The sequence below is a fragment of the Corynebacterium mendelii genome, from assembly GCF_017307055.1.
Taxonomy (GTDB): Bacteria; Actinomycetota; Actinomycetes; order Mycobacteriales; family Mycobacteriaceae; genus Corynebacterium; species Corynebacterium mendelii.
This window is the reverse complement of record NZ_JAFLEQ010000017.1, coordinates 187516-203540: the sequence shown is the minus strand read 5'-3', so window position 1 is coordinate 203540 and position 16025 is coordinate 187516. Positions and strand designations below refer to the sequence as shown.

The window sequence follows — 16025 nt, the reverse complement described above, 5'->3', positions numbered from 1 at the left end:
CAGGGGCCGGCCGTGTGTGCTGTGGGGTGAAAACCCGCACAAGCCCGGCTTATGGCTCGGGCGATGGGGCGATCAGCTGGGCTGGCCCACCGGTCCCGCGGGCCGGACCATCGGCAGATGATCCATGCCATCCCAGTCGAAGATCTCGCCGCAGCGGACGAAACCGAACCGGCCGTAGTAGTCTTCCAGCGGCACCTGGGCGGTGATGACAATGTCGCGCTCCGGATCCTGCTCATGGGCAAGCCGCAGAGTCTGGCGGAGGATTTCCGCCCCGAGACCTGATCCGCGCACCGACTGTGCGGTGCACACCCGGCCCAGCTGCCACAAGTCACCGTCATGGGGCAGGTCCACGCTGCCCAGGCACTTGTGGGCGAAACCGGCCGCGGTGTCGGGGAACAGGCGGGCGGTACCGACCGGTTCACGCCCGGCCGGTCCTTCGAATGCCTGCACATGGAAGGTGGTGGGCAGGGCGTCAATGTCATCAATTTCCGCGTAGGCGCAGTGCTGCTCGTGGACGAAGACATCGACCCGCAGTTTGTAGAGCCGGTGCACCTCCAGGGCAGACAGGTCCGCGAGTGAGGATACTGAGAAATAGTTGTTCATGGACGGTTACCCAACCACACCAGAGGGCCTGGCACCAACTGGACGCCCGCGCCGCGCCCGCGGTGTGGTGCATGTCCGCACGCTTTATCCGGGTGTCCTACCATGGCCGGGAACACCAGCCGCGGCATGCGGCGGATGAGGGTGAGGATAGTTTTTCCCGAATGTTTGAAGGAGCGTGTTTTCATGGCCGCCGAATCCCATGCCACCAGCACCCCGGTGATCTACCAGGTCTATCCGCGCAGTTTCCGGGACACCACCGGCAACGGCTCGGGTGATATCAGGGGGATCACCAGCGCCCTCGACTGGATCGCCTCTCTGGGGGTTGACGGTATCTGGCTGTCGCCGTGTTTTTCCTCCCCGCAGTGCGACGGCGGCTACGACGTCACCGACTACCGGATGATCGATCCGATGTACGGCACGCTGGCCGACATGGAGGAACTGATCGCCGCCTGCCACGACAGGGGTTTGCGGATCTATCTGGATCTGGTGCCCAACCATACTTCCGCCGCCCACGAGAAATTCGTGCAGGCACTGAAACAAGGACCCGGATCACCGGCGCGGGAGTGGTACTGGTTCCGCGACATCGATCCCGCCAACCCGGACACCCCGCCGAATAACTGGGAATCGATTTTCGGCGGTTCCGCGTGGACGAAAGTCGCCGACCGCCCTGATGCGGCGGGCAACCCGTGGGCCGGTGACACCCAGTGGTATCTGCACCTGTTTGATCCCGGCCAGCCGGATCTGAACTGGAACAACGACGAAGTGAAACGGGAATTCCTCGACGTGCTGCGCTTCTGGTTCGACAAAGGGGTCGACGGTTTCCGCATCGATGTCGCCGGCGGGCTGGTCAAAGAAGAGGGTTTGCCGGATATGGCCGACGGCTCCGGGATGATCGAATCGATCAAATCCGACAGTGACCCGCGTTTCGACAATGACGGCGTCCATGAGATCTACCGCAGCTGGCGTGAATTCGCCGACTCGTGTGCGGCGAAAAAAGACCTGGTCGGGGAGCTGTGGGTGGATGATCCGGCACGCCGCCACCCCTACATCAGCGACGACGAACTCGATTCCGCTTTCGCATTCGATCTGCTTCTCAGCCCCTGGACGAAAAAAGATCTGCTCGAAGTCGTTGACCGCCATGCCGGGGACAGGGTGCCGCCGGCGCTGCGCACCCGCACCGCGTGGGCGCTGTCGAACCATGACACCGTCCGCCATGTCAGCCGTTTCGGCCTGAATCCGAAAAACTCGGTGCCCAACGGTATCGGCCCCGATGATCCGCAGCCCGACCACGACCGCGGACTGGTGTGGGCGAAAGCAGCCACGTTGTTCATGCTGGCCCTTCCCGGCTCGGCCTACCTCTACCAGGGGGAGGAACTGGGGCTTTTCGACCACACCACCATGGATCCCGCTGACCGGCTGGATCCGACATTTGTGCGCAGCGGCAAAACACAGCTGGGCCGCGACGGCTGCCGGGCACCGCTGCCGTGGAAGAAAAACGGTGCCTCTTTCGGGTTCAGCCCCACCGGCACCGCCGACGGTGGTGCACCCGCCGCACCGTGGCTGCCGCAGCCGGACGGCTACGGTGATATCGCCGCCGACTGTCAGGATGGGGATCCGTCATCGACAGTCAATTTCTACCGGGCCGCGATCGGGATGCGGAAACAACTGGATTTGGGGGCGGGCAGCTTCACCCCGGTTGAGTCCCCCGCCGGGGTCCTCGTCTTCGACAGCCATCCCCCGGCCGGGGAGACAGTGCGGATCATCCACGCCATCGACGATGACTACCCGGTACCCGACTGCTGGCGGGTGGTGATGTCATCGGCGTGGCCCGGTGGGGTGGCACCGTCCGGCGGTACTCCCGACCGGGTGGTGGAACCGGGCACCACCGTCTGGTGTGTGGCCGGGTGACTGTGCGGGATACGCGACACCGCAGCCCCGGTCAGCTGACCCGGTCCCCGGCTTCCGGTTGTCCGCCGGGGACGTAGCCTTGATGGCGGATGATACCGCACAAGCCCGGTCGTTCCCCACGAACCGAACGCACAATCTGCCAACACAAGAAAACGGAGACGACGATGGTGACAAAAAGCGAACTCGCCCGGATGATCGACCACACCCTGCTCACACCGGAGGCCACGCCCGCCGATGTGGACGCCCTGGTCAAACAAGCCGCCGAACTGGGCACCTATTCGGTGTGTGTCTCCCCCAACCGGCTTCCCGTCGCCACCCCGGAGGGGATGGTTGTGGCCACCGTGGTCGGTTTTCCCTCCGGCGCGGTGAAAAAAGAAATCAAAGCCGCCGAAGCCGCCCGGGCTGTGGAAGACGGGGCGCAGGAGATCGACATGGTCATCGATGTCTCTTTGGCGGTGCGCCACCGCTTCGGGGAACTGGAAGAAGAAATAGCCGCTGTCCGCGCCGCCTGCCCGGCACCGGTTGTCGTCAAAGTGATCCTGGAAACCGCCTGCCTGGATGATCAAGCCATCACCGGTGCCTGCCTGGCGGCGGAACAAGCGGGGGCCGATTTTGTGAAAACCTCCACCGGATTCCATCCGGCGGGCGGTGCCAGCGTGCACGCTGTCGAACTGATGAGCAAAACCGTCGGCGGGCGGCTGGGAATCAAAGCCTCCGGCGGTATCCGCAGCACCGAAACAGCCCTGGCCATGGTGCGCGCCGGGGCCACCCGCCTGGGGCTGTCCTCGTCGGCGACAGTCCTGGAAGGACTGGACGACTGACCGGGGTGCGCCCTGAAAAACACCACGCAGTTTTTTCAGTACCGAAAAAAACACGCAGCCCCCGGTTGACGCCGTCACCCCGCAACCACGACGGCGGATAAGGACATACGCGATGATCACTGATCCCCACTGTGACGATGTGGTGGCACGGGCCACCGACTGGGCCGAGCACGACCCGGATGACGACAGCGCCCGATTCGTCAAAGACCTGGTGGACACAGCACACGACGATCCGGCCGCCCGGGGGATGCTGGAGCAGATGTTTTCCGGGCCGTTGACCTTCGGTACCGCTGGTCTGCGGGGCGAAGTCGGTCCGGGGGAGCACCGCATGAACCGGGCGACAGTGATCAAAGCCACCAAAGGCCTGGTCGATTGGTTGACTGCCCGTGTTGCCAACCCGGTGGTGGTCATCGGCTGCGATGCCCGCCACGGCAGCCACGCATTCGCCCATGATGCCGCGGCTGTGGTGGCGGCAGCCGGTGGCACAGCGATACTGCTGGAAGAGCAACTGCCCACCCCGGTGACCGCTTTCGCCGTCCGGTACCTCAACGCCGACGCCGGGGTGATGGTGACCGCCTCCCACAATCCGCCGGCAGACAACGGCTACAAGGTGTATCTCGGCGGGCGGATCGCCACCGGCGACGGGCGGGGCGTGCAGCTGATCAGCCCGGCCGACAAAGAAATCCAGCGGGCCATCGCCGCGGCCGGTCCCGCCGATGCGATTGAACGCGACTACTCATCGGTCACGCGCGCCGATGTGCTGGAAGCCTATCTGGCGCGGGCGGGAACACTGGGTGAACAAGGCCCGGACAAGGAAGCCAAAAACAATCTGCGCCTTGTGCTCACCCCCATGCACGGTGTGGGGGGCCGTACCGCTGTTGCCGCCCTGGCCCGGGCCGGATACCACGATGTGCACCTGGTGGGTGCCCAGGCCTATCCCGACCCGGATTTTCCGACCGTGTCGTTTCCCAACCCGGAAGAACCGGGGGCTTTGGATTTGGCGGTCGCTGCCGCGGAAAAAGTTGCGGCCGATGTGATCATCGCCCTGGACCCGGATGCCGACCGGTGCGCGGTGGCCATCCCGGTGCCCGACGCACACACCGGTGACACCGCCTGGACACAGTTGAGCGGCGATGAAACCGGTGCCCTGCTGGGCGACTGGGTGCTCAGCCACACCACCGGCGGCGGCTGCGCGAGTTCGCTTGTCTCCTCGCGGTGGCTGGCCGCGATTGCCAAAGGACACGGCCGCGGCCACACCCAGACACTCACCGGCTTCAAATGGATCGCCCGCAGCCCCGGCATTGTGTTCGGCTACGAAGAAGCCATCGGTTTTTGCTGCGACCCCGAATTCGTCCGCGACAAAGACGGCGTGTGCACCGCGGTCACGGTAGCCAACTATGCGGCAACCCTGAAACAGCGGGGTGCCGGTCTTGTCGACGAACTCAACCGGCTGCGCGACGACTACGGTTTCTACCAGACCCGTCCGCTGACCTTCCGGGTGACGGACCTGTCGCTGATCGACCGAACATTGGACAGGCTGCTGGACAATCCGCCCACCCGGTTGGCGGGATCACAGGTTGTGCACACACACGATCTGTCCACCGGCTACAACGGCCTGCCGCCGACCACCGGATTGGTGCTGTTCACAGCTGACAATGACCGGGTGATCATCCGGCCGTCGGGCACCGAACCGAAACTCAAATGCTACCTGGAGGTGGTCATCGGCAATGATCAACCCCGGCCGGGCGCTGCCGCACAGCGCAGGCTGGAGCGCATCGCCGGTGATCTCACAGCCGCCATCGGTCTTGGGCACTGAGCCGCGGGAGCAGTTTTCATCCCCCACCGCCGGGACCTGTGCGCGCCGGGTATGGGGGAAAGTTTAAAGAAAAGAACTACCGGGTGGCGGTGACTGTCGCAGTGGCCGGTTCGGTCACCACGGCCACGGTGCTGGTGGCGGTCTGCGGGGATTGCGTGACAACGGCCACTGACGATGTTTCCGTGGTCACGGATACGACGGTGGTGGTTGCCGGCTGCGGATCGTTTTCGTCGTCGCCGGACATGCACGACACGACAATCAGCAGCAGCACCGCGATGAAGAAGATGCCGCAGCCGATGACGATTTTGCGGCCCTTGTCGGCGGTTTGTTTGGCGGTTTGTTTGATCTGGTTGACAGCATCATCGGCGGGGGACATGGCAAGCTCCTGGGGGAAATCAGGGGGAAGGGGAGTCGAAGGTGCACCCGTGGCCGGACCACCGGCGCCCGGTGTGGTGCGTCGTCGGCGGAAAAACTGGTGCCGCCGCCAACCGTTGCCGCATGTGCGGCAGGTGTGTCAGGCAATAGTAGATGCGGTCGGGCCGCAGACAGCAATCCGGGCCGGTGCCCGGCCGGGTAGGGGATCCCCCCGCCGCAGGCGGGGTTGTTGGAATGGGCAGGTGGAAAAACTGTGGGGGAGGAAATTCTGTACCGCAGCGTGGTGGATGCGGCGGCCGGAAAACAAAAGCACCGGCAGCCGTTGTCCGGTCGGGCTTTCAGGGCAAGACGGTGCCTGCCGGTGATGGGGCGGGTGGTTTTTTCAGGCGCCGGCCAGCGGCAGGGCGAGTTCCATCATCCGGGTGAAAGAGGTCCGGCGCTTCTCGGGACTGGTTTTCTCACCGGTGACAAGGTTGTCGGAGACGGTGAACACCCCCAGCGCATCCACGCCGGCGTGGGCGGCCACCGCGTACAGGCCGGCGGTTTCCATCTCGACGGCCAGCACACCCATCCCCGCCCAACGGTCGATGGCTGTCCGGTCGGCGCCGTAGAACACATCGGAACTCAAGACATTGCCGAAGCGGGGCGTGACGCCCTGCTGTTTTGCCTGGCTGTGGAAGGCGTCCAGCAGGCGGAAAGACGCGGTTGGGGCGAAGGTGCCGGGCAGGTTGTACTGGGCGAGAAAATTGGAGTCCGTGGAGGCGGCCTGGGCGACCACAATGTCGTAGAGGTCGAGGTCTTTGCGCATGGAGCCGCAGGATCCGATGCGGATCAGGTTGGTGCAGCCGAACACGTGGATCAACTCCCAGGAGTACAGGGAGATCGACGGAATGCCCATGCCGGTGCCCATGACGGAGACTTCCCTGCCCCGGTAGGTGCCGGTGAAACCGAGGGCGTTGCGCACACTGTTGAATTGGACGGCATCGTCGAGATATGTCTCGGCGACGAATTTCGCCCGCAGCGGATCCCCGGGAAGAAGAATGGTGTCGGCGATCGGGGCACCGTTCGGGACGATGTGCGGGGTGGACTTGTCTGGCACGGGATTCTCCTTGCGGGGCGTGCACCGGGGGGTGCCGTGATGTTTTTTGCTGTTGCCCATTTCATTGTGACACGCACCGTGACACCCGGGAATGCGGTGTGCGGCAGATGTTGTTTTCCCGCCGGTGGTGGTTTCCCGCTCCCGCCCGGGTGATGGAGAACTATGCCGGCCAACAGGCCTACCGGATGCGTTTCGACTGGGGGATTCAAGGGGCTTCGGCAATGAATGCGGATGTGAGGCGGGGCGGTGATGTGTTGAGTTTCACCACCGCCGTCACGGTTGCCGGTGACCGGGAAATGACGGTCTATCCCTGCCGGTGACGCGATGAGCGGGCGGCTTACGCTGGCAGGGCAGTACAAGACGGTACCGGTGACAGATCGGGCCGATGGTTACACGGGAACCGGGCCTGCGGCGATCCCACTGTCACCGGCGGGGCTTGTGGCATGTGACCCGGTGGCGGGACAGCGGCGGGCTGCGCTGTGCCCTGGAAGACCAGCTGGGTGCCGGTGCTGGCCAACGGGGCGTTCAGGCCGCCGGACCCATCCGGTGACGGCTGTCGCGGCCCAGGTGACCGCGGATAATGCGGATAATGTCGCGGGAATTGTCCCGCATCATCATGTGGCTGGCTTGAATGGGAATGAAATACACTTCCGATCCCGGGTTTCTTTCCGCCAGGCTGCGGGCGTGCCGGCGCAGTTTCCGCTGCCAGCGGCCCAGGGTCAGGCCGAAGAAGTTGGCCCATCCCCGGCAGGCTCCGACCACATCGGTGGGGACGTTCAAAGGCAGCGCCCGGTCAATGTGCGCCAGTTCCTCGGCCCACAGGTTGTATCCGCGAAGCTCCCGCAGCATCCCATCGATGAAGTCTTTTGTCTGCGCCAGCGGAACCATGATGTGGGCGTCATTGCCGTGGCGGCGGTCCGGCCGGTGCAGCTGGTAGGCGTGGGCGAACACTTTCCGGGCGGCATCGATGTCCAAACCCAGGCGCTCTATTTTCTCCACCACCCCAGGGGTGCGGGTTTTCCGCCACAGGTTCCTGATGGTGTCCAGATCCCCTTCGGTGGCCGGTTCGTAGGATCCGTCCAGCAGCGTCAACCGGGTGGTTTTCGCCGGATGGCTCAATGCGAAAGCCTCACCGATGAAACCGGCCATGGAATGGCCCACAATATGTGCTTCGTCCACCCCGCAGGCATCCATCACCTGGTGCAAAACATCGACTTCGGCCAGCAGACTGCCCGGCGGCAGCCCGTCGGTGGCAGTTGACAGTCCGGCACCGATCCGGTCGAAAACCACCACATGGTGGTCGGTGGACAGTGCCTGTGCCACTTCCTGCCAGTCGAACCACGGCACCGACAGCCCGGAGAGCAGAAACACCGCCGGATTGCCCGGTGTGCCGTAGTCGACGACATGCACCTGGGCGGCGAACGACCGCCCCTCCGGGGTGGTGCTGTCCGCCGGCAGGCTGTGGTCTTCGTCGCAGCTGGTTGAGGGGGCGGTAAAAAACAGGTCGGGGGTGTAGGTGACGGGAATATGGCGACCGATGTCGATGGACCCGTCGTCCGGGGTGGCGGCCAACTGTTTCTCCTGGAAGGCGCGCGGGGGCGAAGGTGTTACGGGGTGAAAAAAAGGGGCGGGGCCGGCGCGCATGCAGCCGGTGCCACCACTATTTTTACCCCTGGTGCGCCGCGGGCGGATCATCGGGGATGGCCGCAGCCCCGGATGCCAGCCAGCCGGTGACGGCCAGTACCCACCAGAGACTGTTGGCCACCAGGGACAACCGTTGGACGATACCGACCAGCGGCCAGCCGCCGAAAAAGAAACTGCCGGTGCAGTACAGGCAGGCCAGGGCGAAAAACACGGCCACGATGAGCATCGGCACCCGGTACATGCGGCCGGGAAAACCACCTGCTGCGGGTTCTGTGCCCGTCCCGTGCAGGCGGCTGCCCGCCGGCAGCAGTGACTTGTCCGGGACGGCTTGTGCCGTACCGGTGGCTTTCCCGACCAGGACAAACTGCATGACAGCCACCACCGCCATGGCGGCCACCGCCACCGTGCCAACAGTGCCGGAGGTGAATTCGTGCACGTAGTGCGCCACAGTCAGGCACTCGGGGGAATCCAATGCCGCCGCCGAGGTGGTCATGTACGGGCACGGCATGGGAAAAGACGCATCAAACAGGGTGGCCACCGCGAACACCGCCGACAGTGCAACAAAGATGATGCGTGCCACAGCAAGCGGCCGGGAGGTGGCCCTGGTGCAGGCCAGGTGCATTCTGGTGCCCAGCACCACCACCCCCACCAGCAGCATGGCGGTGAAAAGATCACCCAGCCGGAACACCCACGACAACCGCCACACCGGCGAGCCGTATTCGCTGGCCAGGGAAGTGGTCAGCGGTAATTCCGGTACCAGCGGGCCGAGGATCCATGAGTTGTAGCTCACGGCTGCCGCGACCGCCATTGCCACGAGTGCTGTCCGGGCGGTGCTTCCGGGCTGCTGTGGACCGGAGGTGGAATCAACCGTCATGGTGTGTGTCTCTTTCTCGTGTCCGGCAGCAATCCCCGCGCCGGGTGACGGTGGGGAAGATCAGGTGGCGGGTTTGACGTAGGGGAAGGCAATGATGGAGCGGATGTCGGTGCCGCACAGCAGCATCACCATGCGGTCAACCCCCATGCCCATGCCGCCGGTGGGGACCAGGCCCAGTTCCAGTGAGCGGAGGAAATCAACATCCAGGCTCATCGCCTCCGGATCGCCGGCCGCTGCGGCCAACGATTGGGCGACAAAGCGTTCCCGCTGGTCACGCGGATCAGTCAGTTCCGTGTAGGCGGTGCCCAGTTCCATGCCGAAGGCCACCAGATCCCAGCGTTCGGCAAGCCGCGGATCTGTCCGGTGTGTGCGGGTCAGGGGGCAGCCCTCGGCCGGGAAATCGGTGTAGAAGGTGGGGAAACCGGTAGCGCCTTCCACCAGTTCCTCGTAGAGTTCATTGACCAGTCCGGCCACGGTGGCTGACGGCGGGATTTCTATGCCGTGGTCGCGGCAGATGGCGGCAATGTCGGTCAGGTCCATATCCAGATCGATGGTGCGGCCGGTTGCGGCACTGACCGCGTCGAGCACACTGACCACCGGCCAGTCGCCGGAAATATCGACTTGCACCAGCGGGTTTTTCGACTGCGTGAAGACCTTGCGGAGATTCGGTGGCACTTCGGCCGGATCAACGGTGTATTCCAGCGGCCGGGCAAACGGCAGCGGATCGGCGGCGAAACGCTCCACTTTGGCTTTGTCCTGCCAGGCGACTTCCCGCCCGTGGATGGTGGCGGCGGCCTGGGTGATCAGTTGCTTGGTCAGCTGCCGCATGGTGGTGTAGTCGCCGCCCGCCCGGTAGGCCTCCAAAGAGGTGAATTCCGGGTTGTGGGTGGCGTCGACACCTTCGTTGCGAAACGACCGGCCGATCTCGAAGATGGCCCCCATACCGCCGACGGCCAGCCGTTTCAGATACAGCTCGGGGGCGATCCGCAGGGTGACTTCGGCATCGTAGGCGTTTAAATGGGTGATAAACGGCCGGGCGTTGGCCCCGCCTTTGACCGCGTGCAGGATCGGGGTTTCCACCTCCAGGTAGCCTGCCCCGGTCAACTGGTGACGCAGGGCGGTCACCGCCCGGGAACGCATACGCACCAGCTGAAGCTGCCGCGGCTGGTTGATCAGTGTCATGGTGCGGTCACGGGCTTGGGATGCACCTTCGAAGCGGGTGCGGGGAACGGCCACCGGCCGCAGGGTTTTCGCCAGCATCCGCCAATCGGTGGCGAACACCGTCAACTCCCCGTGGTCGCTGCGCCCCAGGTGGCCGGTGATGCTGACCGCGTCACCGGTGTCGAGTTTTTTCAGCAGCCGGAAATGCCGGGTCGATGATTGATCGGCGGCCATCTGAATACTGTCGTAGCCGTCGAAAAGATCGGCGAATACCAGCCCGCCGTGATCCCTGACCGCCGATATCCGGCCGTGGAAGGTCACCGCATCGGACGGGCCATCTCCGTCTGCTGCACCGGCTGCCGGGGTGGCGGGCTGCGGTCCGGTGTTGGCTTTTTTCCCTCCGACAAGCTCCGCAATGGTCAGGGTGTGCTCCCCGGTGCGGGCGTACGGGTAAGGATCCATGCCGGCGGCGGCGAGTTCACCGGCCCGACGGATACGGATTTTTTCCTGTTCACCAAGTTTCGGCCCGACGGAGGCAGCCGATATTTTCTGTTTGTCGTAGATTTCCCGGACGGCTGCGGCGTGGGCCGGATCATCCATGAAGTCCGGCCGGTTGAACCTGTGATCCAGCCAGGCGGGAAGAAATCCCTCCAGCTGGCCGGCGGCCACCAGGGTGGAGGTCAACCGGGCTGAGTCGGGGAAGACGATGTAGCGGGGTTTCCAGTCCGGGCGGTAGCGGGCATTGGCTTCCAGCAGGCTTTCCAGCTGCCAGAAGTGGCTGGCGGTCTGCATGACCCGGCGTAGCGCGCGGGAAAACCAGCGGGCGTCGACGGCTTCACCTTCCACGAAGACGTTGCGGAACATCGCGAAGTTCAGCGACACCGATTCAATGCCGCGGTCACGGCAGTCATCGATCAACGCCAAAACCATGGCCTCGATGGTGCCGTTGACACACCCCGGGTTACGCCGCATCAGGTTCAGCGACAGGCCCTTCGGGGTGAAGGGCACAAAGGTCAACAGCCCGTGCAGCTGACCGTCGGCGCTGTAGGCGGTCACCACCATCTGGTTGAAGTCCAGCGGATCCAGCGGCCGGTCCAGGGCCATGGAAAAGCCGCGTTCGTCACCGACCCGGAATTTTTCCGCCGCCTGCCGCAGGGCGGTGATCTCTCCGGCCGACAGGGTTTCCAGGCGCCTGCAGGTGATGGTGATGCCGGCTTTCGCCACCCGTTTCCGGGCTGCGGCAAGAGGTTTCATCGCCGGATCGGACAGACTGAACCGGCTGATGTCAATGACTGCCTCATCACCCATCAGCCGTGCTTTGAAACCGGCGGACCGCCAGGCACGGGCGCCTTTCTCACTGCAGGATAAGGCCGCGGGAACCAGCCCCAGGGAATAGACGTGTTTCAACCAGGCGTGGATGGCCGCGGACCAGTGTGCGGGATCACCGACCGGGTCGCCGCCGGCCATTGCCACACCGGCTGACACCGAATAGCTGATGCAGGCCTTCGACGATGGGGCGAACACCATCCGCCGGTCGGTTGAGGTGGCGAAATAGCTCAGCGAATCACTGGGGTAGCGGGCAAGCAATTCATGCAGCTGCAAATCTTCCAGCGCGGTGCGTGCCGGGGGACGCTGTGCCCGCAGAAACACCGTCATACCCCACAGGTAGGCCGCACCGGACAGCAGCGCCAGAATCACCGTCAGCCACACCGGTCCACCGTGCGGCAGCCCGGTGTCCCCGATGACGGTTTCCCAGCCGACTGCTTTGATCACCCAGGTGAAACGGTGCTGGACGGTAAACAACCGGTTGGGCACCAGTTCCACGGCCAGGAAACCAATCAGGATGACCACCAGCTGGCTGCCGATCAGTGCCAGCACCCCCAGCCCGGCGGCCCGGGCGGAGATCGGCGACGGGAAAGCACTCCTGGCCCACAGCATCAGACCGATGATGACCAGGGCGGCCACCACATTGACCGTCCACGAGAACGGCCAGAACACGTCATCGCCCAAAATGTCGAACACCTGGTTGGTGGCGGTACCGATCAGTATCAGCAGCTGCACTGTCACCATCAGCCACACCACCAGGCGTTTGCGGCGGAAAGCGGCACTGGCGAAGACCATCATGATGCCGGCAATGAACAGTGACGGCCCGTGGATCACGTTGATCAGGGTCAGGCCGTAGCCCACCACATCAAGAATCAGCGGCTCGTTGAAACGGAACAGAAATTCCAGCAGCGACCAGAATGCGGCGAACAGCGACATCCAGCCGATCAGTCCGGCGACCCGGTCTTTGGCCAGATCTTTGGCGATCGTCCGGTCGGGGGGAGTGACCCGTTGGCTCACTGCATGTCCTTTCGTCTGCCGCATTCTTTGTGCGGTCGGCGCCACACCACCCGGGCACAGCGGCAGTGGTTGTCTGCGGCTGCGGGTGGTACGGCAGTCAATCGTATAACGCCCGTCGCTGCCCGCCCGGCGGGAAAGCCCGGGGGACAAGGCTGCAGCAGCGAAAAAGCCGACCCGGGGCCGGTAACGCCACCGGTGTGGTGTCGGTCACTGGCGGTGCTGGTTCCTGCTGTCCGCCGGCGGGGCCGGGAGAGAAACATCCGGGCCCGGGTCCCGGTGGCGGGGGAAAGGGGATTATCCGATCAGTTGTCCTTTTTGCTCCGGGAGCAGAAACGTTGCCCCGGCCGCAAGGAAGAAAGCGGCGGCGAAGACACCGAAGGTCAGTCCCGCCCCGCCGGCGGCCATGAACACCGGCACCAGCAGCGGGGTGATGATTGAGGCTATGCGTCCGACACCGGCGGCTGAGCCTGTTCCGGTGCCGCGTACCCGGGTGGGAAACAGCTCCGGGCTGATCGCGTACAGGGCACCCCAGGCGCCCAGGTTGAAAAACGACAGCGCACACCCGGCGATGATGATGGTGCTGACGCTTCCCGCCAGGCCGTAGAAACCGGCGGCGGCGGCAGAGCCGACCAGGAACACCGCCAGGGTGGTGCGCCTGCCCCACACCTCAATCAGCCAGGCGGCGCAGAAATAGCCGGGCAGCTGCGCCAGGGTCATGATCAAGGTGAATTCGAAGGATTTGAACAGGGTGAACCCCTGCGAGGTGAGGATCGACGGAATCCAGATGAACGCCCCGTAGTAGGCGAAGTTGATGCAGAACCACACCACCCACAGCCCGATGGTGCGCCGCCTGAGATCAGCGCCGAACAGCCCGCCGCGGGCGGGGGCGGCCTGTTTGGTCACCGCGCTTTCGGTGTAGCCGGACGGGTGGAACACCCTTGGTAAAACGGTCACCTTCGGGGAAGCCTCGAATTCGGCGACAACGGCATCGGCCTGCCGTGTTTTGCCTTTCGATTCAAGAAAACGCACCGATTCCGGGGCGTGCAGGCGCACCACAATCGCCCACACGGCCGGTACCGCACCCAACGCCAGCGCCCAGCGCCAGCCGTTGTCGGAACCGGCGACCACGAAATAGCCGATAAGGGCCGCGGCCAGCCAACCGACAGCCCAGAAGGCCTCCAAAATGACAACCAGTCGTCCCCGTATTTTGGTCGGGGCGAATTCACTGACCAACGTGGAGGCGACGGGCAGCTCTGCGCCCAGCCCCAACCCGACCAGAAAACGCAGGACGAGCAGCATGCCGATACCGCCGACCAGGGCCGTGGCACCGGTGGCCGCACCGTAGATGACAAGGGTGAGAGCGAACACAGTGCGGCGGCCGATCCTGTCGGCCAGCAGGCCGCCGGCGGTCGCGCCGATGGCCATGCCGACAAAACCGATGGAGACAATCCAGGATTTCTGTTCGGCGGAAATACCCCAGTGGGTGCCCAATGCGGCGATGACGAAAGCAATCAGGCCGACATCCATGGCATCGAGCGCCCAACCGATACCGGAGGCGCCGAGTAGTTTGCCGTGTTTTCTGGTGAAATCAAGCTCCGCCAACCGGGCTGAACGGGTCAGCCGGGCGGGAGTGCGGGTGGTGGTCATGAGGGGGATCCTTGATGGGGGGAATGAAAAAACGGATGGAAAAACTGCGGTGACGATGACCTGCCGGCAATGCCGGCCGCGGGGCCGGTGCGACCGGCTAGTCGTGCGGGGTGGCGGCATCCGGGGAGTAAGCCAGGGAATCGTCGTAGCGGTACAGCTTCGGCGGGCGGTAGGGGGTGTTTTCCAGGCGCCTGCCGGTATCAATGACTGCGCCGCGGGCCAGGGTCTGACGGTTGAAGTTGGCCGGATTGAGTTTTTCCCCCAGCACCGCCTCGTGGACCGCCCGCAGCTGCGCGAGAGTGAACTCGGCGGGAAGAAACGAGTGGGCGATGCGGGTGTAGGGGATTTTCCGGCGCAGCCGCTGCAGCGCATAGGAGAAAATCACCGAATGGTCGAAAGCCAGCGGCATGGCGGTGACTTCATCAACGGGAAACCACTGCACCCCGTCGACCGGGGCGCCGATTTCCGGCACCGCGGCCCAGTAGACCACCGACACCACATGCCCCTGGCCTGCTGAGCGTGTCGGTGAACCGAAGGCGTAGAGCTGCTCCAGATAGCGCGGGGTGAAACCGGTGGCATGGTCCATCACCGCCACTGCTGTGGCGGCCAGATCCTTGCCCGGTTCCAGTGGCCCGCCGGGCAGCGCCCACCGGTGGAAAAACGGTTCCCGGTTGCGCCGCACCAGCGGGGTGACCAGTTCACCGTCATGGACCGCGAAAATCAGGGTGGACACAGCCAGCTCCACCTGCCCGTAAAAGTTGGACGGCATGGCCGGCGAACCTCCTTTTAGTCATTAATACTAAAAGGCAGGATACAGTGCTGCCCGGCCAAACTCAACGCCCGTGAAGTTACCGGCCCGTCCGCCGGGCGGGAACGGCCGGGCACCAACGGGGCGGACGCAGGGGGTATCCGGCGCAGCCGCTTTTTTCCGCCCCGTTAGTCTTTTCGGGCGCGTTCATCGTTGGTGCCGCCCGGGTGGCCTGGAGGGGTCACCCGGGGGCTGTCACCGAAAAGACGGTGAAAGATGGTGTGGTCACAACGCCACCGGGGCGGCAGTGGGGGGGCGGCGGGCATTGCTGGCCGCAGCCGGGGGTGGCATACGGCGGGAAGGGCAAGCGGGGGTGCTAGTGCGGCAGGCCGAGCCGGTTGAGCAGCATGCCCACAAGCCCCAGGGCCACAATGCCCCCGAGCAGTTTGCCCAGCCCGATGCCGAAGGATTTCGCCGCCCCACCCAGGGTTGACGAGTTGGTTTCCTGGTTGGAGGACCCGAGTGTCGATGACAGCTCGCCCAGGTCTTGTTTCACACTGTCGTTGCCGTTGTCGGCGTCCTGGGTATCGGCTGCCAGCGTGGCCGTGACCGGCGGGCTGTCCGGGGTGGCGGCAACAGCGAGCCCACTGCCCACAGTGGCGCTGACAGTGACGGCGGCGAGAATGGTTCGAATTCGGCGGTGGGTGATCATGATCGTGGTGGACACAGCCTTTCTGGTGCTTTGTCTTGTGCGGTGATGCCGGCAGGCGGGGCGGGAGAAACAACCGGCCGATCCCGCCCGGGGCCACGGCAGTGCATTATTGACCGACGAGTCTAGACGGTTGCCCGCCCACACAGCGCCCCGTTGGTGCTGCGGGCATGCCTGTCGACAGGTTTGCCCGCCCCGTCTTTGCCGGGGACCATCCGGTGCGGCACCATCGCATGCGGCAGGCGGTGAACGGATACGGCAAAGCCTTTCCGGTCCT

General features: G+C 64.6%; 13 protein-coding genes. 4 read left to right on the top strand and 9 right to left on the bottom strand.

The features are described 5' to 3' along the window. Window positions 1-72 precede the first annotated feature (72 nt). Window positions 73-603, bottom strand: a complete 531-nt coding sequence (locus JZY06_RS11180) for a GNAT family N-acetyltransferase (RefSeq protein WP_207279638.1) — start codon at window positions 601-603, stop codon at window positions 73-75. A gap of 183 nt (window positions 604-786) precedes the next feature. Here JZY06_RS11180 and JZY06_RS11175 point away from each other — a divergent pair, with 183 nt between their 5' ends. The 3 genes from JZY06_RS11175 to JZY06_RS11165 all read left to right on the top strand — a co-directional run bounded on the left by JZY06_RS11175 (window position 787) and on the right by JZY06_RS11165 (window position 5148). Continuing rightward, window positions 787-2511: an alpha-amylase family glycosyl hydrolase gene (locus JZY06_RS11175; RefSeq protein WP_207279637.1), complete on the top strand. Its 1725-nt coding sequence runs from the start codon at window positions 787-789 to the stop codon at window positions 2509-2511. Between the two features lie 164 nt (window positions 2512-2675). Next, window positions 2676-3332 (top strand): deoxyribose-phosphate aldolase, encoded by a 657-nt coding sequence (gene deoC / locus JZY06_RS11170; protein WP_207279636.1) that lies wholly within the window; start codon window positions 2676-2678, stop codon window positions 3330-3332. 112 nt (window positions 3333-3444) lie between these two features. Continuing rightward, window positions 3445-5148 carry a phospho-sugar mutase gene (locus tag JZY06_RS11165; RefSeq protein ID WP_207279635.1) on the top strand — a complete coding sequence of 568 codons (1704 nt, stop codon included), beginning with the start codon at window positions 3445-3447 and terminating at the stop codon, window positions 5146-5148. A 76-nt stretch (window positions 5149-5224) separates the two neighbouring features. Here the strand turns inward: JZY06_RS11165 and JZY06_RS11160 are convergent, their stop codons facing one another. Together JZY06_RS11160 and deoD are read right to left on the bottom strand one after the other, a co-directional pair. Beyond that, on the bottom strand, window positions 5225-5524 hold the full coding sequence (locus tag JZY06_RS11160; RefSeq protein ID WP_207279634.1) for a hypothetical protein: 300 nt from the start codon (window positions 5522-5524) through the stop codon (window positions 5225-5227). Between the two features lie 381 nt (window positions 5525-5905). After that, window positions 5906-6622 (bottom strand): purine-nucleoside phosphorylase, encoded by a 717-nt coding sequence (gene deoD / locus JZY06_RS11155; RefSeq protein WP_207279633.1) that lies wholly within the window; start codon window positions 6620-6622, stop codon window positions 5906-5908. A 107-nt stretch (window positions 6623-6729) separates the two neighbouring features. Between deoD and JZY06_RS11150 the strand changes: the two genes are divergently transcribed. Further along, complete coding sequence (locus JZY06_RS11150; protein WP_207279632.1) at window positions 6730-6942, top strand: hypothetical protein; 213 nt, start codon at window positions 6730-6732, stop codon at window positions 6940-6942. A 205-nt stretch (window positions 6943-7147) separates the two neighbouring features. Here JZY06_RS11150 and JZY06_RS11145 read toward each other — a convergent pair whose 3' ends face one another. From JZY06_RS11145 to JZY06_RS11120, 6 genes are all read right to left on the bottom strand, one after another. Then, window positions 7148-8194, bottom strand: a complete 1047-nt coding sequence (locus JZY06_RS11145) for an alpha/beta fold hydrolase (protein WP_207279631.1) — start codon at window positions 8192-8194, stop codon at window positions 7148-7150. A gap of 94 nt (window positions 8195-8288) precedes the next feature. Next, complete coding sequence (locus tag JZY06_RS11140; protein ID WP_207279630.1) at window positions 8289-9140, bottom strand: DUF998 domain-containing protein; 852 nt, start codon at window positions 9138-9140, stop codon at window positions 8289-8291. Between the two features lie 60 nt (window positions 9141-9200). Further along, a complete protein-coding gene (lysX, locus tag JZY06_RS11135; protein ID WP_207279629.1) occupies window positions 9201-12644 on the bottom strand; it encodes a bifunctional lysylphosphatidylglycerol synthetase/lysine--tRNA ligase LysX in 3444 nt (1147 codons plus the stop codon). Window positions 12645-12938: 294 nt separating this feature from the next. Further along, window positions 12939-14291, bottom strand: coding sequence for an MFS transporter (locus JZY06_RS11130; RefSeq protein WP_207279628.1), 1353 nt, complete (start codon window positions 14289-14291; stop codon window positions 12939-12941). A gap of 97 nt (window positions 14292-14388) precedes the next feature. Next, a complete protein-coding gene (locus JZY06_RS11125; protein ID WP_207279627.1) occupies window positions 14389-15060 on the bottom strand; it encodes an NUDIX hydrolase in 672 nt (223 codons plus the stop codon). 355 nt (window positions 15061-15415) lie between these two features. Next, complete coding sequence (locus JZY06_RS11120; protein ID WP_207279626.1) at window positions 15416-15766, bottom strand: hypothetical protein; 351 nt, start codon at window positions 15764-15766, stop codon at window positions 15416-15418. Window positions 15767-16025: the final 259 nt, after the last annotated feature.